Origin of the sequence: Campylobacter sp. CFSAN093238, from assembly GCF_012898015.1 — a bacterium.
Classification (GTDB): Bacteria; Campylobacterota; Campylobacteria; order Campylobacterales; family Campylobacteraceae; genus Campylobacter_D; species Campylobacter_D jejuni.
Window position 1 is genome coordinate 897,731 of sequence record NZ_CP040611.1, and the last position, 25,508, is coordinate 923,238.

Annotated in this window: 21 protein-coding genes and 8 tRNA genes; 5 read left to right on the top strand and 24 right to left on the bottom strand. The window is 30.1% G+C overall.

All coding sequences use genetic code 11. The features are described 5' to 3' along the window. Positions 1–5: 5 nt before the first annotated feature. From pckA to FBF21_RS04725, 4 genes are read right to left on the bottom strand one after another with little or no spacing between them, the layout of a single operon-like run. A complete protein-coding gene (gene pckA / locus FBF21_RS04710) occupies positions 6–1,580 on the bottom strand; it encodes a phosphoenolpyruvate carboxykinase (ATP) (RefSeq protein WP_002859572.1) in 1,575 nt (524 codons plus the stop codon). 12 nt (positions 1,581–1,592) lie between these two features. After that, complete coding sequence (locus FBF21_RS04715; protein ID WP_002870277.1) at positions 1,593–3,392, bottom strand: biotin/lipoyl-containing protein; 1,800 nt, start codon at positions 3,390–3,392, stop codon at positions 1,593–1,595. A gap of 31 nt (positions 3,393–3,423) precedes the next feature. Next, a complete protein-coding gene (locus FBF21_RS04720) occupies positions 3,424–4,764 on the bottom strand; it encodes a sodium-dependent transporter (protein WP_042635838.1) in 1,341 nt (446 codons plus the stop codon). A gap of 12 nt (positions 4,765–4,776) precedes the next feature. Further along, positions 4,777–6,111, bottom strand: a complete 1,335-nt coding sequence (locus tag FBF21_RS04725; protein ID WP_002858451.1) for a sodium-dependent transporter — start codon at positions 6,109–6,111, stop codon at positions 4,777–4,779. Between the two features lie 233 nt (positions 6,112–6,344). On the opposite strand from FBF21_RS04725, the gene FBF21_RS04730 reads away from it, so the two are divergent. The 3 genes from FBF21_RS04730 to FBF21_RS04740 all read left to right on the top strand — a co-directional run bounded on the left by FBF21_RS04730 (position 6,345) and on the right by FBF21_RS04740 (position 7,912). Further along, positions 6,345–6,683 carry a F0F1 ATP synthase subunit C gene (locus FBF21_RS04730; RefSeq protein ID WP_002860554.1) on the top strand — a complete coding sequence of 113 codons (339 nt, stop codon included), beginning with the start codon at positions 6,345–6,347 and terminating at the stop codon, positions 6,681–6,683. Between the two features lie 35 nt (positions 6,684–6,718). After that, positions 6,719–6,804: transfer RNA gene (locus tag FBF21_RS04735), tRNA-Leu, on the top strand. A 196-nt stretch (positions 6,805–7,000) separates the two neighbouring features. Further along, entirely contained in the window at positions 7,001–7,912 is a 912-nt protein-coding gene (locus tag FBF21_RS04740) for an AEC family transporter (RefSeq protein ID WP_002853271.1), read from the top strand. Between the two features lie 7 nt (positions 7,913–7,919). Here FBF21_RS04740 and FBF21_RS04745 read toward each other — a convergent pair whose 3' ends face one another. The 12 genes from FBF21_RS04745 to secA form a co-directional block, all read right to left on the bottom strand. After that, positions 7,920–11,432 carry an acyl-[ACP]--phospholipid O-acyltransferase gene (locus tag FBF21_RS04745; RefSeq protein WP_168985444.1) on the bottom strand — a complete coding sequence of 1,171 codons (3,513 nt, stop codon included), beginning with the start codon at positions 11,430–11,432 and terminating at the stop codon, positions 7,920–7,922. A gap of 44 nt (positions 11,433–11,476) precedes the next feature. Next, positions 11,477–11,857: a hypothetical protein gene (locus FBF21_RS04750; RefSeq protein ID WP_002870239.1), complete on the bottom strand. Its 381-nt coding sequence runs from the start codon at positions 11,855–11,857 to the stop codon at positions 11,477–11,479. A gap of 66 nt (positions 11,858–11,923) precedes the next feature. Further along, positions 11,924–12,000: transfer RNA gene (locus FBF21_RS04755), tRNA-Asp, on the bottom strand. Positions 12,001–12,051: 51 nt separating this feature from the next. Continuing rightward, positions 12,052–12,127: transfer RNA gene (locus tag FBF21_RS04760), tRNA-Val, on the bottom strand. Positions 12,128–12,133: 6 nt separating this feature from the next. Next, positions 12,134–12,209, bottom strand: a tRNA-Arg gene (locus FBF21_RS04765). Between the two features lie 19 nt (positions 12,210–12,228). Next, a tRNA-Lys gene (locus tag FBF21_RS04770) sits at positions 12,229–12,304 on the bottom strand. Between the two features lie 4 nt (positions 12,305–12,308). Next, a tRNA-Asp gene (locus tag FBF21_RS04775) sits at positions 12,309–12,385 on the bottom strand. 51 nt (positions 12,386–12,436) lie between these two features. Then, positions 12,437–12,512, bottom strand: a tRNA-Val gene (locus FBF21_RS04780). A gap of 7 nt (positions 12,513–12,519) precedes the next feature. Then, positions 12,520–12,595, bottom strand: a tRNA-Lys gene (locus tag FBF21_RS04785). A gap of 61 nt (positions 12,596–12,656) precedes the next feature. Further along, positions 12,657–13,442, bottom strand: coding sequence for an amino acid ABC transporter permease (locus FBF21_RS04790; protein ID WP_002917852.1), 786 nt, complete (start codon positions 13,440–13,442; stop codon positions 12,657–12,659). A 22-nt stretch (positions 13,443–13,464) separates the two neighbouring features. Further along, positions 13,465–14,670, bottom strand: coding sequence for an ABC transporter permease (locus tag FBF21_RS04795; RefSeq protein WP_002869909.1), 1,206 nt, complete (start codon positions 14,668–14,670; stop codon positions 13,465–13,467). After that, positions 14,667–17,255 carry a preprotein translocase subunit SecA gene (secA, locus tag FBF21_RS04800; protein ID WP_002859230.1) on the bottom strand — a complete coding sequence of 863 codons (2,589 nt, stop codon included), beginning with the start codon at positions 17,253–17,255 and terminating at the stop codon, positions 14,667–14,669. The genes FBF21_RS04795 and secA overlap by 4 nt, the downstream gene beginning before the upstream one ends. A 99-nt stretch (positions 17,256–17,354) precedes the next feature. On the opposite strand from secA, the gene lolA reads away from it, so the two are divergent. Continuing rightward, on the top strand, positions 17,355–17,864 hold the full coding sequence (lolA, locus tag FBF21_RS04805) for a LolA-like outer membrane lipoprotein chaperone (protein WP_002859229.1): 510 nt from the start codon (positions 17,355–17,357) through the stop codon (positions 17,862–17,864). Here the strand turns inward: lolA and FBF21_RS04810 are convergent. Beyond that, a complete protein-coding gene (locus FBF21_RS04810) occupies positions 17,861–18,595 on the bottom strand; it encodes a hypothetical protein (RefSeq protein WP_002869908.1) in 735 nt (244 codons plus the stop codon). The two genes, lolA and FBF21_RS04810, sit on opposite strands and share 4 nt — an antisense overlap. Positions 18,596–18,604: 9 nt before the next feature. Continuing rightward, positions 18,605–19,948, bottom strand: a complete 1,344-nt coding sequence (gene pif1, locus FBF21_RS04815; protein WP_002867436.1) for an ATP-dependent DNA helicase Pif1 — start codon at positions 19,946–19,948, stop codon at positions 18,605–18,607. A 48-nt stretch (positions 19,949–19,996) separates the two neighbouring features. Here pif1 and FBF21_RS04820 point away from each other — a divergent pair, with 48 nt between their 5' ends. Then, the gene (locus FBF21_RS04820) at positions 19,997–21,343 is read left to right on the top strand and encodes an SH3 domain-containing C40 family peptidase (RefSeq protein ID WP_002869907.1); all 1,347 of its coding nucleotides are present in this window, start codon (positions 19,997–19,999) and stop codon (positions 21,341–21,343) included. 11 nt (positions 21,344–21,354) lie between these two features. Here the strand turns inward: FBF21_RS04820 and FBF21_RS04825 are convergent, their stop codons facing one another. The 6 genes from FBF21_RS04825 to FBF21_RS09445 all read right to left on the bottom strand — a co-directional run bounded on the left by FBF21_RS04825 (position 21,355) and on the right by FBF21_RS09445 (position 25,302). Then, entirely contained in the window at positions 21,355–22,227 is an 873-nt protein-coding gene (locus FBF21_RS04825; protein ID WP_002859227.1) for an N-carbamoylputrescine amidohydrolase, read from the bottom strand. After that, entirely contained in the window at positions 22,224–23,111 is an 888-nt protein-coding gene (locus tag FBF21_RS04830; protein ID WP_002853697.1) for a cation diffusion facilitator family transporter, read from the bottom strand. Before FBF21_RS04830 ends, FBF21_RS04825 begins: the two co-directional genes overlap by 4 nt. Next, a complete protein-coding gene (locus tag FBF21_RS04835; protein ID WP_002869906.1) occupies positions 23,108–24,085 on the bottom strand; it encodes an agmatine deiminase family protein in 978 nt (325 codons plus the stop codon). The genes FBF21_RS04830 and FBF21_RS04835 overlap by 4 nt, the downstream gene beginning before the upstream one ends. A gap of 98 nt (positions 24,086–24,183) precedes the next feature. Continuing rightward, on the bottom strand, positions 24,184–24,618 hold the full coding sequence (locus FBF21_RS04840) for an META domain-containing protein (protein WP_002860707.1): 435 nt from the start codon (positions 24,616–24,618) through the stop codon (positions 24,184–24,186). Positions 24,619–24,633: 15 nt separating this feature from the next. Continuing rightward, entirely contained in the window at positions 24,634–24,753 is a 120-nt protein-coding gene (locus FBF21_RS09440) for a hypothetical protein (protein ID WP_002886201.1), read from the bottom strand. A gap of 15 nt (positions 24,754–24,768) precedes the next feature. Further along, entirely contained in the window at positions 24,769–25,302 is a 534-nt protein-coding gene (locus FBF21_RS09445) for a methyl-accepting chemotaxis protein (protein ID WP_002869905.1), read from the bottom strand. Positions 25,303–25,508 lie beyond the last annotated feature (206 nt).

Below are 25,508 nucleotides of genomic sequence, written 5' to 3' on the forward strand. Positions count from 1 at the left end.
ATGCCTTAAATTTTTGGTCCAAATTTGCTAAATTCAATGCCTTCTTTGACATCTTCATAACGTTTAAAATTTTGTATAAACATATGTGCTAATTTATCTCTTGTTGCAATATAAGCATTTTTATCTAACCAAGTATTTATAGGATTTAAAAGTACACTTTCTACACCTTCTAAAGCTTTTGGAATAGCTAAATCAAACACTTCAAAATTTTCAAATTCGCATTTTGTAATACTTCCATCTAGAATAGCATTAATGCAAGCCCTAGTAGCCTTAATGCTCATTCTTTTACCCACACCGTAGCTTCCGCCACTCCAACCCGTATTAACAAGATAAACATTAACTTCATGTTTTTCAATCTTTTCACCAAGCAATCTCGCATAAACCGTTGGATGTAAAGGCATAAAAGGTTCTCCAAAACAAGCTGAAAAAGTTGCTTGAGGCTCTGTTATACCGCGCTCAGTTCCAGCTACTTTTGCTGTATAGCCACTTAAAAAATAATACATAGCCTGCTCTTTGCTTAGTTTGCTCACCGGGGGTAAAATTCCAAAAGCATCTGCACTTAAAAATATAATATTTTTTGGATGCCCTGCTTTTAGACTAGGCTCATGATTTTCAATATGCTCTATAGGATAAGAAACTCTCGTGTTTTCTGTTTTTGAGGCATCAGCATAATCAACACTCTTATCAGCTCTTAAAACTACATTTTCTAAAAGTGCATTTCTTTTAATGGCTCCATAAATTTCAGGCTCATATTCAGGATCAAGATTGATTGTTTTTGCATAGCAACCGCCCTCAAAATTAAACACACCTTCATCATCCCAGCCATGCTCATCATCACCTATGAGTCTTCTTTTTGGATCGGTTGAAAGCGTAGTTTTTCCTGTACCGCTAAGTCCAAAGAAAAGTGCCACATCGTCTTTTTCTCCGACATTTGCACTACAATGCATAGAAAGTTTATTTTCTAGTGGCAACCAATAATTCATCATAGAAAAAATACCTTTTTTCATTTCTCCACCATACCAAGTTCCACCAATAACCGCTATATTTTCTTCAACATTAAAGATCACAAAAACCTCTGAATTTAAACCATCTTGTTTGTAATCTTCATTGATGCATTTGCAAGCATTATAAACAATAAAATCTGCTTTAAAATTCTCAAGTTCCTCTTGACTTGGGCGAATAAACATATTTTTAACAAAATGCGCTTGCCATGCAATTTCAGTAACAAATCTTACTGCTTTGCGACTTTGCAAAGAAGCACCGCAAAAAACATCTTGAACATAAATTTTCTTTCCGCTTAATTCTTGCTTTGCTTTAGTTAAAAGTTTATCAAATAATTCTTTTGTAATAGGCTGATTTACCTTTCCCCAAGCTATATATTTACTAGATGGATCTTGTTTTACAAAATATTTATCTTTAGGACTTCTACCTGTAAAAATCCCTGTATCTACACAAAAAGTATCATTATCCGTGCTTAAACCTTCATTATTTGCTTTTTCATGAGCATTTAATTCATCATAACTTAAATTATGAAAAATTTCCTTTATATTATCCAAACCTAACTTATCAAATTTTTTCATTTTTCCCTCACTTTAATTCTTGTAAATAGCTAATACTTCGCCTTCATTAACAGTATCACCTATTTTAATACAAAGCTCTAAAATAATTCCATCTTTTGGGGCATTAACCTCAATCTCCATCTTCATTGCTTCTAAAACCATGATAGCTTGACCTGATTTTACTTCCTCGCCTTCGTTAACATAAATTTTAAAGACATTACCTGAAATACCTGCTAAAATTTCATTTTCAGCATCGACAGAACTTGTTGAATTTGAAGAAATAATATTTTTATTTTCTTCTACTTTTTTTACACTCTTAACATTAACATCTTTATCAAAACCATAACTCACTTCCACATGATATTTATTACCATTTACAGCTACAGTAAATTTGTTTTCATCTACACTCATAGGCTTTGGCATGCTAGCTAATTTGCGTATATTTACCTTTGCCTCTCCTTTTAAAAATGCTATACCTTTTTCTTTACAAGCTGCTGCAATAAATATATTTTCTTCACTCGTTTCTATATCCTCTTTTTCAAGCAAGGTTTTAGTATAAGCTATGCTTTTACTCTCATCTTTATCGGCTATATTAATAGCAAGCTCTGTAGTGGGTTCTAAATTAAGTTGTTTTGAAGCAAGTTCAACAATGTTTGCATCGGGTGTAACTGGAGTTTTTCCAAAATAACCAAGTACCATTTTTCCATAACCTTCTGCGATTTTTTTCCAAGGCCCAAACATAACATTATTAAATGCTTGTTGAAAATAAAATTGAGAAACTGGAGTAACCGAAGTACCAAATCCACCTTTTTCCACAACTTCTCTCATAGCATGAATGACCTGTGGAAATTTATCTAAAATATTATTATCCCTCATCATTTGTGTATTTGCTGTTAAAGCTCCTCCTGGCATAGGAGAAAAAGGAATAAGTGGATTTACCATAGTAGCTTCAGGTGGTAAAAAATACTCTTTTAAACAATCTTTTAAAACTTCTTCGTATCTTAAAATTTTTTCTTCTTCAAGTCCACCTAAATCATAATCTTTGCCTTTTAAAGCATGCATCATGGTTAAAATATCAGGCTGAGAAGTTCCACCACTTACAGGAGCTGCAGCCAAATCAATACCATCAACCCCTGCTTCAAGCGCTGCAAGATAGCAAGCTATACTCACCCCTGCGGTTTCATGCGTATGAAGTCTAATATGTGTATCTTGAGGTAAAATTTTTCTAGCCATTTTAATGGTTTTATAAATTTTATTTGGATTAGAAGTTCCACTTGCATCTTTGAAACAAATACTATGAAAAGGAATTTCTGCTGTTAAAATTTCTTTTAAAATTTTTTCATAAAAAGGCACATCATGAGCACCTTTGCAATTTGACGGTAAATCCATTAAAGTAATAGTAATTTCATGCTTTAACCCATGTTTTACTATACATTCACCACTAAATTTTAAATTATTTACATCATTAAGGGCATCAAAATTTCTTATCGTTGTAGTACCGTGTTTTGCAAAAAGTTTTGCATGCAAATCAATAAGTTCACTATTTCCAGTATCTAAAGTAACGGTATTGACTCCTCTTGCTAAAGTTTGAAGATTAGCATCTTTTCCTACAATAGCCCTAAATCTATCCATCATGGTAAAAGCATCTTCATTAAGATAAAAATACAAGCTTTGAAATCTAGCACCACCACCAAATTCAAAATGAGTAATACCCGCTTCTTTTGCTGCTTCTACTGCAGGAAAAAAATCATCCATTAAAACCCTAGCTCCATAAACAGACTGAAAACCGTCCCTAAAGCTTGTATCCATTACATCGATGAATTTTTTAGCCATTATTTTTCCTTAAAAAAATATTTTTTCATTATTATACAAAAATTTGATAACACATTACCAAAATTATTGCTATAGGCGATATAAAACGAATAAAAAACAACCAAATTAAGAAAATTTTTCGACTTATAAATTTAGAAAAAATTTTATAAATTTGTTTTTTATTCATAAAAAAACCTACAAATATAGAGCATACTATAACACCAAGTGGAAGTAAAAAATTTGAAGTTAATTTATCTAATAAAGTAAAAAAATCTTTGCCAAAAAAACTAAACATAGAAAAAAAATTTAAATTTAATGACAAGATACAACAAATTCCAAAAACAAAAACAAATAAACCTATTAAAAATAGAGCTTTAACACGAGAAATTTGATAGTTATTAATCATATAAAAAGTTAAAGGCTCTATCATTGAAATAGCTGAAGTAATACCAGCAAAAAAAAGTGCTAAGAAAAAACAAAATGCAAAAATATAGCCTAAAGCTCCAAGTTGATTAAACAAACTCATCAAGGATACAAAAACAATTCCTGCTCCTTGAGTATGCGGATCGGCTCCAAATTCAAAGATAAAAGTAAAAACAATAAGTCCCATAATAAAAGAAATCAATAAATTAATCAAAACAATATACACTGAACTTTTTATAAAATTTGTTTTTTTATCCAAGGCCGATGAATATGTAACTATACAACCTATTCCCAAGCATAAGGTAAAAAATGCAAGCCCTAAAGCTTCGGCAATAGAGCTGAATTTAAAATGTGAAAAATCGGGATAAAATAAATAAGAAAAAGCATTTGCAAAACCTTGCTTAAATCCCATGCAATAAAACAACATAAAAACAAGCATTAAAAATAAGCTAGGCATTATAACAACGTTTAATTTTTCAATCCCTTTGATTAAACCTTTAGATACTATCAATAAAGTAAGAAAAAAAGATAAAGTGAAGAAAAAAACAGAACTTGTCAAATTTGTAGTAATTAAATTCTGAAAATTACTTGCTGCTTCATCTAAAGTTTTAGGAAGATAATAAAGACTCACTACAGTATATTTTAAAACCCATCCCATGATAACTAGATAAAAAGAGAGGATAAAAATACCACCTAACATAAAAACGCCGCCATATCGCCATCTATTACCATATTTTATGGCAAGATTTGAATAAGCATTTGCAAGATCACTTTTACTTAAACGTCCCATAGCCACTTCAGCCAAAAAAATACTAAATCCTATAGTTAAAGTAAAAAACAAATATAAAAGCACAAAAACAAAACCACCATTTTCTGCGCTTAAAGTTGGAAATTTCCAAGCATTACCTAAACCAACGGCTCCACCAGCAACAGCCAATACAAAACCGATTTTTGAAAAATATGTTCTCATTATTTTTCAAACTCACTTTAAAAAAGCGGCTATCATAACTATAACAACAGCCAAAGGGGAAATAAATCTCAAAAACACATACCAAAGTTCAAAAAATATACCCCTCATATAAGGTTTAAATAAAATTTTTAAAGCTTCTTTTTTCATCACAAATCCCACAAAAATAGCTGCCAAAATTCCACCTAAAGGCATAATAACCTTGCTTGAAACACTATCAAGCAAATCAAAAAAACTCATTCCAAAAAATCCAAACTGAGTACTTTTTAAAGAAGATAAAATACACAACATTCCTAAAATATAAACAACAATTCCTATTAAAATCAAAGCTTTTTTACGGCTCATACCAAAAGTATTAATAAGGTAAAAAGTGAAAGGCTCTATCATTGAAACAGCTGAAGTAATACCAGCAAAGATTAAAGAAATAAAAAACGCTGCTCCAAAAATACAACCAATCACTCCAATTTTTTCAAATAAAGTAGCTAAGGAAATAAAAACAAGTCCTGGTCCTTGCTGATTAGGATTGTAACCAAATTCAAAGATAAAAGTAAAAACAACCAAACCCATTAATAAACCAACTAAAAGATTGATAAAAATAATATTTAAAGTACTGGTAATAAAATTAGTTTTATCAGGCAGACTAGCAGAATAAGTAATAATCGTTCCAACGCCCAAAGAAAGACTAAAAAAAGCAAGTCCTAAGGCTTCAAGAACGTTTGAAGTGTTGATTTTGGAAAAATCAGGTACAAAAAGAAATTTAACCGCCATTATAAAACCATCTTTGCTAATAGCATAAACAAGCATCAAAATAAGTAAAATAAACAATGAAGGCATCATCCAAACATTTAACTTTTCAATCCCATTCTTAACACCTTTAGAAACAATATAAAAAACACATAAAAAAACCAAAGTAAAACAAATAAACTGACTTAAAAAATCCTCACTTATAAAAAATCCAAACTGTGCTTTACTTACTTCTAGATCCATAGGCAAATTTCCAGTGATACTTAAAAACACATATTTAACTATCCAGCCAATCACCAAGGTATAAAAAGAAACTATTAAAATCGCCCCCACCATAGTAAAACCAACATAAGACCAAGCTTTTTTATTTGAAGGTGCTAACTTTTCATAGGCATTAACCGGATCTTTTTCACTAATTTTTCCTATGCTAAGCTCAGCTAAAAATATCACAAAACCTACACCCAAAGTAAGAATTATATAAAGCAAGATAAAAGCAGATCCACCACTTTGACCTACTAGTGTTGGAAATTTCCAAGCATTACCCAAACCCACTGCTGAACCTGCTACCGCTAAAATGAAACCTATTTTTGAAAATTTAGAACTCAATGTTACAACCTTAACTTAAAAATTATTTTAAAATATTATTAAAGCAAAAAAACTTTTAAGCTTTATTGAAAACAATCAAATTTAAATCAAAAATGTGAATTTTTGTAAATTTCAATAAAAATAAAGATACCTTTGGTTATAATTCGGATTTATTTTTAAGTCTTAAGTAGGGATACGCAAGCCGAACTGATTTAAAAATTGAAAAAAATTTTTTTTATAGAAAGGTTAAGATAATGAAAAAAGTTCTTTTTTTATTATTAGCATGTGCAGCAGTAGCTTTTGCAGCTGAAATTAATGCTCCAGTAGAGCAAGAAGCTATTAATGTATGGATTAAAGCATTTTCAGTTCTTGCAGCAGGCCTAGGTCTTGGTGTTGCAGCACTTGGTGGTGCTATCGGTATGGGTAATACTGCAGCGGCAACAATTGCAGGAACAGCTAGAAACCCTGGTCTTGGGCCAAAATTAATGACAACTATGTTTATCGCTTTAGCGATGATCGAAGCACAAGTTATCTATGCTCTTGTTATCGCGCTAATAGCACTTTACGCAAATCCTTTTATAGTTTTACAATAAAACTTATTAAAGCCCTTTTTTGGGCTTTTTTCTATGCGGTTATGGTGGAATTGGTAGACACGCCATCTTGAGGGGGTGGTGCGCTCCGCGTGTGCGAGTTCAAATCTCGCTAACCGCACCATTATTTAAAATTATAATCATTCAACTTAAAATACTAACTATTCAAAATCAAATTTCAACTTACAATTTCTTAAAGTTACAAAAAATAAAAAATATTGGTTTTTTTAAAAAACTTAAAAAATATTAAGATTTTTTTTAAGTATAAAGAATATAATTCTATCCGTTTTCAAAAACCATCCCTTAAAAAGGATTACTCAATGTTTGTTTTTATACCATTATTTACAATTTTTATTTTACTTGCAGGCGGATATTTTGCCAAAAGAATTGGCGTTTTGAAGCAAAAACAAGCTAGGACTTTTTTAGATTTTGCTATTATTTTTGCTTTACCTTGTTTGATTTTCGATAAAGCATATCATTTAAATTTTGATTTTTCATTGATTATTTTTATTTTTATTGGATTGTTTAGCTGTATACTAGCAGCTTTTTTTGCTATTCTTATTGGAAAAGTTTTTCATTTTTCTAAAGTAACTTTAGTCAGTATGTTTTTGCTTTCTTGTTTTGGAAATACTATATTTGTGGGTATGCCTATTGTTGCTGGTATATTTAATGACCCACAATTTAGCGCTGAAGTTATATTTTACGATGCTTTAGCCACAACTTTACCTATATCACTTTTTGGACCTTTTATACTTTCTTTGGGAAATGGAGAAAAAGTCAGTTTGCTTGCTAATGTTAAAAAAATTCTTAGTTTTCCACCTTTTTTAGCTTTGCTTTTTGGTTTTTTGTGTAAATTGATTACTTTACCTGAATTTATTTTCTCTCCTATTCGTTTATTTGGTGCCTCTGCAACCCCTGTTGCACTTTTTGCTATAGGTTTAGGACTTGGCTTTATGGCGATTAAAACCTCTTACAAACCTACAATAGTTGTCATCTTTGCTAAAATGATTTTAGCTCCTTTATTTTTTGTATTTTGTTTAAAAATATTTAATTTGGAATTAAAAGATTCTACCATCGTTGCTATTATAGAAAGTGCAGCTCCTACTATGACTTTAGCAGGAGCTATGGTAATGAAAGCTAAACTAGATAGTAATTTAGCCGTAAGTGCTGTAGCCTTTGGAGTTCTTTTTGCTTTTGTTTCTATGCCAATTTTAATTTGGACTTTGTTATAAGCTCAAATTATATGGCTAAATTTTTAGCTAATTCTTTAACTTTTTTAAGATCAACTTTTCCTGAACCTAGGAGGGGAATTTTTTCTATTTGAAAATAATATCTAGGTTTAAAAAGTGTAGGTATATTAGAATTTTTTATAGCCTCACATACTCCTTCAAAAATTTCATTATTGCATTCTATGAGTAAAACAATTTGTTCCCCTTTTTTCTCATCTTCTAAAGATGTGGCACAAAATTTAACCACTTCAGTGTCTATAAATTTGGCAATTTCTTCTTCTATTGCACCCAAAGAAATCATCTCTCCGCCAATTTTTGCAAAGCGAGAATAACGATCGACAATATATAAAAAACCATCTTCATCCAAATGTCCCTTATCTCCCGTGTTGTACCATCTTATGCCATCAATTTCTTTAACCACTTCATCGGTTTTTTCTTTGTCATTAAGATAGCCTACCATAACTTGATGACCGCCTATAAGTATGAGTCCATCTTCATTTGCTTTTAAATTTTCATAATTATTTGGATTAACAATACGTACCGCAGTTCCAGGTAGAGGCATTCCTACGCTTCCTTCTTTATTGGCACGATGTATAAGCCAATAATCCACATCAAAATGATTTGGCAAATTTACACTCGCCACAGGCGTGGTTTCCGTAGCCCCGTAACCTTCAAAAATGCTTTTTTTAAACTTCATTTCAAAAGTAGTTCTTACTTCATTTTTTAGTTTTTCAGCGCCCGATACAACTATTCTTAAACTTTCAAACATTAAAGCATCAAGCTTTTTATTTCTTGCATAAATTCCTAAAAAGGTTGAAGTTCCACACATAATAGTGACATTATTTTTAGCAACAGCTTTGGCAACCCCTAAGGCATCGGTTGGATCTGAAAAAGTGATGCTTTTAATACCTTCAAGCAAAGGCAAAAATGTAGTTACGGTAAGTCCAAAAGCATGAAAAGGTGGTAAAGATGAGAGAATGACATCATTATTTCTTGTGCAAAGCACATCAGAAATTTGTGCTATATTGCTTAAAATATTACGGTTATTGAGCATAACACCTTTTGGAGAACCTTCACTTCCACTACTAAATAAAATAACTGCGATGGCAAGATTGTTTTTTGAAGGAGTGAAGATGCTTTTGAGTATAAAACTAGGTATAATACTAACTGCTAGCATCATGCTAAAAATTTTAGTTTTTTGCATTTTAAAATCTTCTACAATATCTTCAAAATAAATTAAATGTATATTTGTATCGAAATTTAGGTTTATACCTTTATTTGCTAATTTTTCTAAAAAAGTTTTAGAAGTATAAATTTGTGAAATTTGCGCATTTTTTATAGCTGCTTTTAGAGCTTTTTCTCCAGCAGTGAAATTAAGATTTACTGCAATTTTTTCTGCGATTAAAACAGATAGATTGGTTAAAGAACTTGCAAAAGAAGCAGGTAGTAAAATTCCTATAGCTTCCTCTTTAGGAGCGTAACTTCCACGCTGAGGGTTAATGTTTAATTCTTTGGATTTTCTTTTAATAAAAAAATTAAGAAATAAACTAAGAGTCAACATTTTTCTATAAGAAATATCTCCAGCTAGTGTATCGATAATAGCTATTTGATTTAGATTTTTTTTAGCTGTATCTATCCAAGCTCTTGCTATAGTATGCATAGCTTCGCATTGTGATTTCCAAGCCATAAAAGAAAGTTCAAAAACTTTAGCTTTAACTTCATCTTTTTTAGAATGCAAAGGCATAGCTTTACCAAAAGCTATAGCAATTTTTCTTTTATTTAAAGTGCGGTTTCTTGCTGAAAATTCTTCATCACTTCTTGAAAAAGCGCTACCCCAAAGCCCTCTTATATAAAAAGGAATAATTTTTCCATCATCTTCACTTAAACATTCACAAGCTAATTCAAATCCTGCTTTAAATTCATTTAATTGCCCATGTCGCGAAAGTGTACCTTCAGGAAATAAGCAAACTAAATTACCTTCTTTAATATGCTTTGCTATCAGTTCTAAACTCGTCTTACTTCCTGTACTTGATACAGGAATAATACCAAATTTATCAAGAAAAATTTTAATATACCATTTAGAATAAATACTTCTTTCCATAACAAAATAAATTTTTCTTGGAATTGCCATTTGTACAACAGCCCAATCAATAAAAGAAATATGATTACCCAAAAGTAAAGCTCCACCTTTTTCTGGTATATTTTCAAAACCTTCCACAAGTAAACGGTATCGTTGTAAAAAAGCTATGCTTAAAAGTATACGCACTAAAGAAAAGGGGAGTTTTAAAAGTATGTAAAAACTTCCTATAAAGGTTACCAAAGCAATAAAATAAAACAAATAAATCACATTGATTTCAAATTTTACAAATAAAGTTGCCAAGAGCAAAAATCCCAACATGGCAATATTTTGAAAAAAATTATTTCCTGCAAGAATTTGTCCTAATTCATTTTCTTTAGCATGAAATTGGATTAAAGTATTTAAAGGAATGATAAAAAGGGCTCCGCAAAATCCAAAAAAGAAAAATAAAAAACTATAACTTAATAAACTTATAAAATAAGGCATTAAAAAAGCCATTAAAAACATACCCAATGCACCAAGTGGAATAAATCCAAGTTCTATATAATTTTTTGAAAATTTACCAGCTACTAAAGAGCCTAAAATCACTCCTATACCAGAAAAAGCGAGTGAAATTTGCACATAAAAAGTATTTTCTATGAAAAGTTCATTTTTAGCAAAGACAGGAAAGCTGACAAGATAAAGTTGAGATATAGCCCAAAAAAATGAAATTCCAATTATGCAAAGCCAAATAGTTTTATTTTTAAAAACAAGCTTAAGATTATTTATTAGAAGTTTTCCACGAATATAGTCTTTTTTATTAAAAACTAAATCTTTATTTGTTTGTTTGAGCTTAGGTAAACGCCACGCATAAAATACTTCGATACAAGAAAATAAAATTAGCACAATTCCTAAAGGCGCTACTTCTTTTAAAATTTCATCTGTTTGATTATACATAGAACTATAAAGACTTTCAAAGCTTAAAGAAAATAAAGCCATTCCCGCTAAGATTGCCACAATGCTTACCGCATTAATTACACCATTACCCATAGCAAGAAAGTCTTTTCCCACGAGTTCTTTAATAAAACCGTATTTACTTGGTGAATAAATCGCTGCTTGTGCTCCCATTATAAAAGTAAAAACAAAAGCCATCCAAAAAGCACCGCTATAGTAACAAATGCAAATTATTAAAGTGAGTATAACATTGAAAATTGCTGAAATTTTCATTACAATATTTTTTGGATATTTATCCGCTAAAAAACCCGAAGGAGAAAGCATAAGAATAAAAGGAAGTAAAATCAAAGCATTAACTATAGCATTTAAAAATAACTGCTCACTTCCTTCATAGGCCTTATAAATAGTATTTTGAATAATAATTTTATGTCCCAAATCCACAAAAGCATTGATGAATGCTATAAGTAAAAAAGGAATTAATCCGTAAATTTTCAAAAAAGATTTTTTTTGCATTATTTAAACCTCGTCAATTAGCGCTTATTTTACAAAAGAATTTATCAGTTTTTAGGAAAATTATCTATATTATCTTTTAAAATAATTCCATCGATTTTTAATTTATAAAATTTTCTAAAATTCTCTAATTTATCAACAATCATTAAAACCCTACTATCAAAAACATAAAATTCTGCAACCTTACTAGCAAATTTTGCAAGTTTTTTATCATTACAAAGCAAAAACTTAGCTCCTAAAGCATTGGCTAAAAATATCTCATCTTTATTTTGAACTAAAATAGCAAATTCAAAATCATTTTGACTTAAATAAGAAATCAATTTTTCATCATAAACAATACAATAAACTTTATTATCTTTAACTTCTTCAACACTTTCAATAAAAGAAAAATCTAAATTTTTTAATAATTTATGTCCAATAATAAGCATTTTTTTCCTTAGCTCTATTTTTTATTATTTTGTAAATTATACTTATAAAATCGTTACCAAGCAAGATGGCGCAGCGGACGGGGCTCGAACCCGCGACCTCCGCCGTGACAGGGCGGCATTCTAACCAGCTGAACTACCGCTGCATCCAAAGTAAAGAAGTAGAGATTATAAAACCTATTTATGATTTTATAAAATGGTGGTCACTATAAGACTCGAACTTATGACATCCACCTTGTAAGGGTGGCGCTCTACCAACTGAGCTAAGCGACCTATGATTGGCGACCCCTAGAGGATTTGAACCTCTGTTTCCACACAGAGAGAGTGTTGTCCTGGGCCACTAGACGAAAGGGTCATAACCCTAACAATAAAAATGGTGTCCCGTGTTGGATTCGAACCAACGGCCCCCTCCTTAAAAGGGAGATGCTCTACCGGCTGAGCTAACGAGACAATATGGCGCAGCGGACGGGGCTCGAACCCGCGACCTCCGCCGTGACAGGGCGGCATTCTAACCAGCTGAACTACCGCTGCATCCAAAGTAAAGAAGTAGAGATTATAAAACCTATTTATGATTTTATAAAATGGTGGTCACTATAAGACTCGAACTTATGACATCCACCTTGTAAGGGTGGCGCTCTACCAACTGAGCTAAGCGACCTTTATAATGGTGTCCCGTGTTGGATTCGAACCAACGGCCCCCTCCTTAAAAGGGAGATGCTCTACCGGCTGAGCTAACGAGACATTTTCTGAAATAAAAATGTGATTATGCCAAAATTAGCTCTATTTGTCAAGCTTTTTTAAATCATTTTTGGCATTTTCTCTCCAAATAACGAGAAAATATACTTATAGGTAAAGTCAAAACAAGATATGTAATAGCCAAAATTACATAAGCTTCAAGAGTAGCAAAAGTATAAGAATTTATCTCTTGCGCACTTTGGGTTAATTCATTTACAGCAATAACGCTTAATAAGGAACTATCTTTAATTAAATTTGCAAATTGTCCATTCAGCGGTGCTAAAATATTTTTTAAAGCTTGGGGAAAAATTACATACGCAAAAACCTGCATCTCTTTTAACCCTAAAGCCCTAGCGCTCTCAAGCTGAGATATAGAAATACTTAAAATTCCAGCTCTAAATATTTCAGCTAAGTAAGCAGCAGAAAAACATGATAAAATAATAACTCCAGCCACATATCGATTATCAAGTCCTAAATTATTTGCAATGATATAATATATCAATAATACCTGCACTAGTAAAGGGGTTCCTCTGACAAGCTCTATGTAAAATGTAGATAAAAATCTTAAAAAAACAATCGAACTTAAAGAAAAAGCACAAAAAACTCCACCCAAAATTATACTCAACAATAAAGAAAAAAAACTGATTATTAAAGTATTTAAAAAACCTTGAAGAAATTTTTCTTTATAGGTTGCAATTGCGCTAAAATCAAAATGATAAGCACTTATACTAAAACTACAATAACAAAACAATATTAAAAATAAAATCAAAAGAATTAAATTAGTGATTATTTTTGACTTTGATAGAGGTTTTAAAGGTTTAAAATTCTTATTTTTTTGAGTAAACAAAGACAATAAAAATCTCCAAAATTACAATTTATTCATTTCTTAAAGTATCTAAAATATTAATTTGAGTTGCTTTTTTTGCAGGATAAAAAGATGATAAAGCTATGATTATTAAAGCACCCACAATGGTTAAAGAAAAATCCATTAAAGATAAATCAAGTGGTAATTTACTGGTTCCATAAACATCAACAGGTAAAGTTACAATATCAAAATTTCCCAAAAGCCATAAAGCAAAAAATGCAAGTACCACACCCACTATCATACCACCACCACCAATAAGCATACCTAAGGCAAAAAAACTCTTTTTTACCTCATTTTTGCTTGCACCTAGAGCAAGTAAAAGTGCTATTTCACTGCGACGATTCATTACTATCATCAATAAAGAACTTACTATATTTAAACTTGCAACCAAAATAATAAGCATCAACACTATAAAAAGCACTCTTTTTTCAAGTTCTAAGGCTGAAAAAAAATTTTTATTTTGCTCCCACCAACCCACCACAGCATAATCATCTTTTAAATAAGATTTAATTTTTTCAACATCCTTAAAAGCATTATCGCTATATACATGAATTCCATCATAATTTGGATTTTTAGGTATTCCAAGTACTTTTTTCAATGCATCAACATCTGTGTACATATAAGCTTTATCATAAAATGCAAGCCCTGAAGTAAAACGCGCTTTAACATCAAAACGTTTAGTTTGCGGTACTAAAGAAAATCCACTAGGATTAAGATTTGAAAAAATAAGTGAAAGTTTGTCATTTTTATGCAAACCAAATTCATCAGTAAGTGCTGATCCTACAAGTATATCAAAACCACTTAAATTCTCATCCTTTAAAGCTTTAGCAACCACTTCGTTTATTTTTTTTTCATCATTAAAATTAACGCCAAAAAGCACACCACCTTCAAAACGATTATCTCCCTTTACAACAACTTGAGTGCTTAAATAAGGGCTAAATAACAAATTTGGAAATGTTTTTCTTAACTCATCTATAAATTCATCATTTACAGGAGCGTAGAATTTAGGCAAAATAGTAATAGGATAATTCATCACAAAAAAGCGTTTTTCAAATTCTTTATCAAAACCATTCATAATTGCCATAGCTACAAGCAAAACGCAAAGTCCTACACAAACTCCTAAAAAGGCCAAAAGCATAGAAAGATTGATAAAGGGTTGCTCTTTATCAAATCTTAAATACTTAAAAAGTAAATATTTTAAAACGCTTTTATTCAAGCTAAAATTCCTTGCTTAGGACCACTTTTTCCATGGCATTCTTTAAATTTTTTTCCACTTCCGCAAGGACAAGGAGCATTGCGTGGAACTTTTTTAAATTCAGCTTCGCCAAGATTATCTTCGCTTGCGCCCATTTCTACTGAGCTTTGAAGTAGCTTTTCATTTTCTTCATTGGCTTTATTTTCTAAATTTTGCGCCTCTTCTTGATTAAATTGCACGCTAAAAAGTAGTTTAATACTATCAAATTTAATACGATTGACCAACTCCAAGAAAAGATTATAACTTTCTTTCTTATATTCCACAAGAGGATCTTTTTGATTGTATCCACGAAGTCCTATTCCTGTTTTTAAAATATCCATTTGATACAAATGCTCTCTCCAAGCATTATCCAAAACTTGCAAATATAAAATACGCTCTATATTACGCAATTCTTTAATCTCAAGTCTTAACATCTTTTCATTATAAGAATTTTCAAGAATTTGACTTAGCTTGTCTTGCATTTCAATGACGCTTAAATTCTCAAAATCTTTTTCACTAATCTGAGTTGAACATTCATACAAAATTTTTGCTTTCAAATTTTCAAAATTTACATTAGAACCGCTTTCGTCAAGCATATAATCATTCATTACATTTGCGCTATATTCAGCGATATTTTGAGAAATTTTAGCTCTAATATCATAGTTTTCATCTAAAAGCTCATTACGATAACGATAAATAGTTTTTCTTTGTTCATTTGCTACATCATCGTATTCTAACAAATGCTTTCTGCTTTCAAAATGCAAGCTTTCAACTTTTTTTTGCGCATTTTCAACTGCTCTTGTAACGATTCTTGATTCTATGCTTTCGCCCTCTTCTATGCCCAAGCGATCCATAATACTTTTAATACGATCCCCACCAAAAATTCTTAAAAGATTATCTTCTAAACTTAGATAAAAACGACTTATTCCAGGATCACCCTGCCTTCCTGCACGACCACGAAGTTGATTATCAATACGGCGGCTTTCATGTCTTTCTGTACCGATGATATAAAGCCCACCCAAAGCCCTAATCTCATCATCGATTTTTATATCTACACCACGACCTGCCATATTTGTAGCGATAGTTACAGCACCTTTTTTACCTGCATCTTGGATAATCAAAGCTTCTTGCTCGTGATTTTTAGCATTTAAAACATGATGAGGGATTTTCTCTTTTACAAGCATATTGTGAAAAACTTCACTGCGCTCTATACTTGCGGTTCCTACAAGTACAGGCTGACCTTTAGCATTGGCTTTTTTAATCTCTTCAATTACAGCTTTGAATTTTTCATTTTGAGTTTTATAGATAAGATCATCTTTATCTTGTCTTTTAATAGGAATATTTGTCGGTATAGAAATAACATCTAAACTATAAATTTGAGAAAATTCAGTCGCTTCTGTTTGTGCAGTTCCTGTCATACCTGCAAGTTTATTGTACATTCTAAAATAATTTTGAAAAGTAATATCTGCTAGAGTTTGGCTTTCTTCTTGAATTTTTACATTTTCTTTAGCTTCTAAAGCTTGATGCAATCCTTCGCTAAAACGACGTCCTTCGCTTAAACGCCCTGTAAATTCGTCAACGATGATAACTTCATTATTTCTTAAAACATAATGCACATCTTTTTCAAAAAGATTATGTGCTTTTAAAGCTTGATCAAGCTGATGAGCTAAGATAGCATTATCAAGACTGTATAAATTTTCTACGCCAAAAAGTTTTTCAGCCTTAGCAATACCTGCTTCTGTAATTAAAATATTACGATTTTTCTCATCTACTACAAAATCACCCTCAGGTTTTGCAGGGGGTAAAACTGCTTCACCTTTTTGCATTTGTTTAGCTACTTCATTGGCTTTAATATAACCATCTAAAGTACGATTTGTAGGACCACTGATAATAAGCGGAGTTCTTGCCTCATCAATTAAAATACTATCTACTTCATCTACGATAACAAAATTATGCTCTCTTTGAACTTTTTCAGCTTTTGAAAATTTCATATTATCACGCAAATAATCAAAACCAAACTCATTATTGGTTCCATAAGTAATATCACAATCATAAGCTTGCTTGTGTTCTATATCACTATTTTGAGAAGAAAGCACCACGCCAACACTAAAACCTAAAAAATTATAAATCGCACTCATTTGCTCAGCATCTCTTTTGGCTAGATAATCATTTACTGTAACGACATGTACGCCTTTGCCACTCATGGCATTTAAAACAACAGGTAAGGTTGCTACAAGAGTTTTACCTTCTCCTGTTTTCATTTCTGCGATTTTTCCATCGTGCAAAACCATACCACCGATTAACTGCACATCAAAATGACGCATATTTAAAGTTCTCTTACCTGTCTCTCTGACTATAGCAAAAACATCATTTAAAACATCATTTTCGTTTTTTTCTCCGCTTAAAATTTGCTCTTTAAATTTTGCAAATTCGGCTTTTAATTCATCATCGCTTAAATTTTGATAGTTGCCTTCTAAAGCATTGATTTGTGCTACACGCTTGAAATATTTCTTAATTTCACGATCATTTTTTGTGCCAAACACGGCTTTTAAAGTATTTAAAAACATTTTTAAACCTTTATAAATTTTTCAAACTATCATTATAACGATTATTTAATTAAAATTAGCTAGAATGACATAAAAAATATATTTTTTTAAGGAAAATAAATGAAAAAAACATTCTTGATATTTTTTATTTTTATAGGACAACTTTTTGCCCTTGATCTTAATTTTAATACCTTTTCAAGCAATTTTACCCAAATAGTGAAATCCAAAAACTCTACACTTTCTTATTCTGGGCATTTTATACTGAGTAAAGATCAAGCATATTGGAGTTATGATACTCCTAGTAAAAAAGAGATTTATATCAACAAAAATCAAGTAACCATAGTAGAGCACGATCTAGAACAAGTCATTTTCTCTCATCTTGATAACATTCCAAATCTTAATGAAATTTTCAAAAAAGCAAGTCTTATAGACAAAGATAAACTTGTAGCAAAATATGATAATATAAATTATACAATTAAACTCAATCAAGAGCAAATTCAAAGCATATCCTATAAAGATGAATTTGAAAATGATGTTATAATCAATCTAAACAATCAAATTAAAAATCCAAAAATCAACTCCGATATTTTCAAGGCAAAAATTCCGCAAAATTATGATATAGTTCGCTAATTTTGCGTTGAACTCTCATCAAGCTTTATATCATAGCCTGTTTGTGGCAAATGATAAGGCTTGCTTGCGTTATTTTCTTTGAATATTTGTGGAGGATTGGCGATTAAATCTCTTTTAATTTTTTCTTCTATATCTGGAGTCATTTTAGGTGTATTTAAATTATCTATATTGATTTCTCCATTGTCATTTTTATTTTCTTCATCTGGATCTTTGAAAAGCTGTTCAACTTGCTTGACTTCTAAATTTGGAACACTAGGAGTTGGGATCTTTTCAACACTAGGAACTTGAGTTTTAGGAACTTCTAAGTTTTCAAGTGCTTTTTTTACCTCGCTACCCATACCCTTCTCTTTAGCCTCAGTACTTTCTAAAAAGCGTTTAAACTCCTCTAAATCAAATTTTTCCACTCCACTTAAAGATATGATATATATATCATCTAGTTTAATCTTATATTTCTTATCTAAAAATTTTTCTAAAGTTTTTTTAAAATTATTTTTTCCAATTTCTGTAAAAATATCTTCATAAAAAAACCCTGAAATTACTGTATTTACAGCATCAATTAACTTATTTTCATTTTCTTTTAAATTATTCCCATCAAATTCCAAAGAAATTTCAACTTTTTTAAGAACATTTGCTCCACTTTTAGAATACAAATCTGTTCTTATTTTATCTATTTCAAGATTTTGAGCATTTAAACTCAAAACCAAAAAAACACTTAAAAATATTTTTTTCATTTAATGCCTTTAAATGATTTGTTCTTGTATTTCGAGATCTAAAAAATTATGTTTTTTATAAAATTCAATCACATTAGAATCTATTTTTAAAATATTAGCAAAATAAAATCCAAAATTTATCTTTTTTGTAGAATAAATTTTTAAAGTATTTGGGTTTGTAGCGCGAGAAAGAGCGACATAAAGCTGTCCATTTTCAAAAATATGATCAATATCACACACTAATTTTTCAATACTCATACCTTGTGATTTGTGTATAGTAATAGCATAAGCTAATTTAATAGGAAACTGTGTAACACTTGCGAGAATATTAACAACAAAATCTTTACCTGATTGCTCAAGTTCTTCCATAAAAAAAGTATAAGGTTCAAGTAAAATTTTCATCCCATTATTTTTAATAATGCTAATATAAATTTTCTCCTCTTCATAAAGAATATCTTCTATAATGCCTTGCTCTCCATTATAATAATTCTTATCCCAATTATTTACGCAAAAAATAATACGAGCGCCTATTTTAATATTTAATTCTTCCAATATATTTAAGCTTCTAATCCAAGAATCAAGCTCTTCATCTTTTATTCTCTTATCTTCTTTTTTAACCTGAGCCTTAAAGCATACAAGCGGGGTCTCAAGTTTGCTTAATTTTTCTTGATTGATATTGTTTACTTTTTTATTGATACCACAAAGTAAAGTATAATCATCTTCTAAATTTTCTAATTCTTTATAATCAATTCGCAAAGATTCAAAAAAGCTTAAAATTTTTTCATCTAAAAAACCTTGTCTAATCAAAGATAAATGGTTATAAAATTCCATATTTTGCGTTCTTTTAGGTTGAGAAAGTTTAATATTCTTAAAATTTAAATCTTGCCAAAAAAATGAAGAAAAAGCATAATAAGAATGGTTAAATAAAGTTTCTTTTTTTTCTTTAATTACTGGAGGCAGTTGAAAAAAATCTCCAACAACTAAAATTTTTCCATTAAATTGAGAATTTTTAAGTCTAAAGCCTATCATTTCAAAAACATTTGCGCTAACCATGGAAATTTCATCGATAATAATAAGCTCAATCGTTTTTAAAAGCTCTTTAAGTTTTGTTAATTTTTCTTTTTGTTTTTGATTGCGATCCAATGCACTTAATTTCATCATATCATCACAATACCCTAAACAAAAAAAGCTGTGTAAAGTAACACCGCCTATATTAAATGCCGATAGAGCACTAGAACCAAGAGCTATGGCTAATTTTTTTTGTTTTCTATAAGATTTGATAAGCTCATTTGTCAAAAAGCTTTTACCAACTCCAGCGCCACCACTTAAAAAAACATTATCATAAGCTAAAATTTTTTCTAGTTTATCAAGCATTATATTTCCTTAGCTTTAATTATAACTATTTTTTCTAAAAGGTTGATTATGAAATCTTGTTTATATTTTACTTTTATAGTGCTATTTTTAACAGCTTGTTCAACAAAAAATTTAACTTCGCTTCATCATGAAAATTTAGAACAAAAAAATGAAAATAAACATTATGCAAAACTTGAATACGAACAAAATGTAAGCATTTTACCACAATTTACTTACAATATTAATTTTGATGCAAAACGATATAAAAAATATTTCTTTAACCCTTGGCATGATTCATTTAAAAACTACAAAGGACAAAATATTTTTTGGTCCTTTCCTTTATATTTAAATTCAAAAAATACTTATTATTTTTTCAATAAACAAATTATTCCGCTTTCATGGTTTAAAAATGCTATAAATAACGCAAATATCCAAGAATTTGGCAAACTTAATCAAAAAGCTTTGATTATCCAAAATACAATCATTAAAAATCTTCCAACCCAAAGAGCTATCTTAAAAAATCCTTTTTTTGAAAATGAAGGAATTCCTTTTGACTATGCAAGCGATGGCATTTTAAATACTGGATCCCCTGTCTTAATTTCACATTTTAGTAAAGATAAGCGTTATGCTTTTGTTTTAGGTGAAGCTGGATTTGGATTTGTTGAAAGTAAAAATTTGGAATTTTTCTCAAACGATAGAGCGAAAATCTATGAAAATCTCAACTTTATCACACCACTAAAAGAAAAATTTGCTATCTATAGCGAGGATGGTAAATTTTTCTTTGAAAGTAGAATTGGTGCTATCTATCCTTACTACAAAGAAGATAAAAACTATTTTTATGGAAAAATAGGTTCTAAAAAATATAAAATTTCTAAAAAAGATGTATCTAAATTTCCTTTACAATTCAATGATAAAAATTTAAAAAATCAACTTTCACAAGTTTTAAATTTGCCTTATGGCTGGGGCGGTTATAATTTTGAAAGAGATTGTTCTTTACTAACTCGTGATATCTTTTCAGCTTTTGGACTTTATCTACCAAGAAATTCAGCTGCACAAAAAAATTCTTTTAATCATTTTGATATAAGCACTCTTAGCAATTCTCAAAAAAAAGATTTTTTAAACCGCTTTGGAAAAGCTTATTTAAGCTTACTTTATTTACCTGGACATATTATGCTTTATGCAGGACAAATTACAGATAATAATATTGCCATACATAATATATGGGGCTTAAGAAAAGATGCAACCCAAAGACTTCTCATAAGTTCTAGCGTCATCACTTCTTTAGAAATAGGAAAAAATGAAATTTTAGAAGATAATTTGCTTTTATCAAGACTTAAAGAAATAAGTTTTATAAATTTAAATGAACAAGAAAAAGAGCAAATAAAAAGCTATCTTGAAAATATACAAAACAAATAAGATTTATTGATTTAATCAATAAATCTTTTAGTTAAATCTGCAAAATATTCTATGCGTCTATCTCGCAAAAAAGGCCACCAACGACGCACATTTTCACTTCTTTTTTTATCTATTTCTATGATTTTTACACATTCGTTTTGAGAATCTAAAAGACAAAGTTCTTCACCTTGAGGGCCAAAAACAAAAGAATTTCCCCAAAATCTAATGCCCTCTTCTATCCCGCTTACATCTTTTTCAAAACCTACTCTATTGATAGCTACTACATATAAACCATTAGCTATAGCATGTCCTTTTTGTACGCCAAGCCAAGCATTGAGCTGTCTTTGTTTTTCTTCATCTTTATCCTTATCAAACCAACCAATTGCCGTGGGATAAATAAGAATCTCAGCTCCTTTTAAAGCCATAATTCTTGCTGCTTCAGGATACCACTGATCCCAACAAATAAGCACTCCAAGCTTACCTAAACTTGTATTTATAGGTTCAAAACCCAAATCTCCAGGAGTAAAATAAAATTTTTCATAAAAACAAGGATCATCGGGTATGTGCATTTTGCGATATTTGCCTGCTATAGAACCATCTTTTTCAAAAACCACTGCAGTATTATGATAAAGTCCGGCACTTCGTTTTTCAAACAATGAAGCAATAAGCACTATTTGATTTTTTCTAGCTATATTTGCCCAAAATTTCACATCTTTTTCATAATCATTAGCATAGTCAAAAAAATCCACATTTTCACTTTGACAAAAATACTCACTTTGATGAAGTTCTCCTAAGCAAACAAGCTCAGCTCCTTGTTTAGAGGCTTCTTCTATAAATTCGCAAGTTTTTTTTATAGTTTGTTCTTTATTTAAATGAAATTTTTGTTGTATTAAAGCGATTTTCATTGTCTTTGCCTTTCTTGTTCTGCATCATCATAAGGATCTAAATGAATTTGTATATCCCATTTTTCATTTTCAAACATCTTACGCACACCTTCTTCTATTTCATCTGAAATTTTATGCGCATTTAAAAGCGAAATTATAGGGCAAAAAACCAAATGCACGCTTAAATAATTACAACTTGGAGTTTTACGCGTCTTTAATTCATGATAGGAAATTATTTCAGGATTATTAGAAATCAAAGTACAAATTTTATCCACTTGTTCCTTAGGTAAAGCCTCATCCATTAAAAAAGCTAAAGCTTTTTTAATGATTTTAAAAGCAGAAAATGCCGTATAAAGACTGATCACTATCCCAAAAATAGCATCAATAATATGTAAATTTGTAAAATAAATCAAAACCAAAGCCCCTAAAGTACAAGCATTGGTTAAGCAATCTGTTTTGTAATGCAAAGCATCACTTTCTATAATTAAACTTTTGGTTTTTTTAGCTACATAATTTAAAAAAAGTACAAGAAAAAAAGTCATAATTAAAGCAAAAATCATCACATAGATGCTTGAATTTAAATCTTTAATTTCTTCTTTATAATAAATCTTTAAAATACTCTCATAAAAAATAAAAATCCCCACGCCAACTATAAAAACACCTTCTAACAAACCCATTAAAGCTTCAATTTTAGAAAAACCAAAATTATAATTTTCATTCGCCTTTTGTGAGCTTTTTTTAAGAGCCAAAAAATTAAAAGCAGAAATAGCAAAATCCATTAAAGAATCAATCGCACTTGAAAGTACTGCAACAGAACCACTTGTTAAGCCTACTATAAATTTAACCAAGGCTAAAACAATGGCACATAAACTTGCTACAAGAGTTGCTTTTTTTTGCAAACTCATCTTAAACCTTTGAAACGATTTTGACAAGAACAATGCAAAGAACCGTTTTGTCGTAAAAACACTCTTGCATCTACTCCTATAATTTTATGACTAGGTAAAGCTTTAGAAAGTCTTTTAGCTATGATTTCATCATTTTTATCCTTATAAAAAGGCACAATTAAAGCATTATTTATAAAAACAAAATTCGCATAAGTTGCGCCTAATCTTCTTCCTTCATAGTATAAAGGATTAGGTATAGGAAGTTCTACTAAATCAAAGCCTGTTTTTTTAAGCTCTTCTTTCATTTTTTGCAAAGGCAAATAATGTTCATCCTCTTCATCTTCACAAATACAATGTGCTATGGTATTTTTATCTATAAATCTTGCTAAGGTATCGATATGATGATCTGTATCATCACCTTTTATGAAACCATTTTCTAGCCAAATAATTTGCTTTAAACCAAAAATTTCTTTTAATTTTATATCAATTTGGGTTTTGTTTAGATGAGAATTTCTATTTTCATTTAAAAGACAATGAGAGCTTGTAAGCATCACACCCTCTCCATTAAAGTCAATACTTCCTCCTTCTAAAATAAAATCAACCTTTTTAAGTTCCTCTTTAAATTTCTCTTTAAAAAGCTTAGAATTTACAGCATTATCAAGCTCACTTTGAAATTTATTTCCCCAAGCATTAAAAGTAAAATCAAGAGCCTTTAAACGACCATTTTCTATTATATCTATAGCTCCAAAATCACGTATCCAAGTATCATTGGTATCACATTTAAAATACTCTACTTTTTTTATATCTTTAAAATTTTCAAAATCACTCTGTTTAGGAGCTATAAGTAAAACTTTTTGAAATTCACTCACTGCTTTTACAAATTCTTTATAACTTTGCAAAATTTCCTCTAAATAGGGATTCCAATCGCTTTTTTCATGGGGTAAAGAAAGCATGAGGTATTCTTGCTCACTCCATTCAGGAATTGATTTTATCATTTAACTACCTTTTTTGATAATAAAATTATAATTGTATCATTTTTTAGACTTTTGTCAAATTTAAGAAGATTACCTCGATATTTCGAGGCTTTAGGATATTATTTAAAAAAGATCTTCATTTCATCATTACTTAAAACAAGTTTTCCATTTTCATTTGAAATTTTAAAAATTCCTTTGAAATTTGAAAGGAAAGAATTTTCAAAATCCATTACATCCATTGGATGACAAAGCATTTGAGTTGAAGCTACGCGATCACCTTCGATTTGCAAAGTATCCGCCTTAGTTTGATAAGAACCAAAAAAACGATTACACCCTGAATAACCATAAAATTTATTATTTTCAAAACTAATATTTGGACTTTCCTCTGCGTTTTTTGGATCAAAAGTTTTACCATTAACTATAATTTTTTCTATTTTGAAAAGCTGATTTTGTACAAGTTCATTATTACCTTTAGAAGTAGATGAAGTAACAGAAGTACTAGCACAACCTGCAAAAAAAGTTGCAGCTAAAGCAATTTGAAGCGTTTTTTTCATTTTATTCCTTTAAATTTAAAATTGGTTAAGTTCGCTTTCGAGATTATGACACACTATTTTTAACTCATCTACAACTTGAAGTAGAATTTTAGAAATTTCTTCATTCTTTTCACTTACTTCAACATTTTCTTGCATACGAGAAAGTAAATTTTATATATTCTCTTGGGAAATTTTTATTTTTTCAGTACATTGAGTTACCAAAGCCCTAGCATCTTCGTTACATAATTTAACCTCATTAGCATCATCAACCAATAAAGCGGTGTCATCATTTAAAGCTTGTATACTTTGAGTATTTTTCTTTAATTCTGCGTTAACCTCATTAATACTTTGTAAAAGCTCTTTTGTAATTTGAGCTACATTTCCCAAAAATTCTTCACTGTTCTGAGCCAACTGCCTATCATCCTCAGCAATTACAGAAAAACCTAGTCCAAATGCACCAGCCCTAGCTACTTCTATGCCAGCATTTAGGGATGGTAATTTTGTTTTATCTGCGATCTTATCCATCATTTGAGTTGCTTTTTGTATATTACCTGCTTGATTGACCATGTTTTCAACTTTTTTAGCCAATTCATTTTCATTTTGGGATACTATTGATACTTTATTAGCAACATTAAACAAAGATTTAAGCATTTGCTCTAATAATAAAAAGGATTTTTCATTGGCACTATTTGCCTTATTTGACAAACTAGCAAGTTCTCTAAGTTCATTGCCAACATTTGCACCAAGTTTAAAACTTTGATCTATTTGCTTATGACTTTGTGAACTGATATCACTTAAAAAATAGCATTTGAATTTAAAAGATTGCTTTGTTTTTCTACATTTTTTAAATTATGACTTGCACTGCTAACTGCCTTGTGAGTTTTTTCGATAAATTGATTGATATATCCACA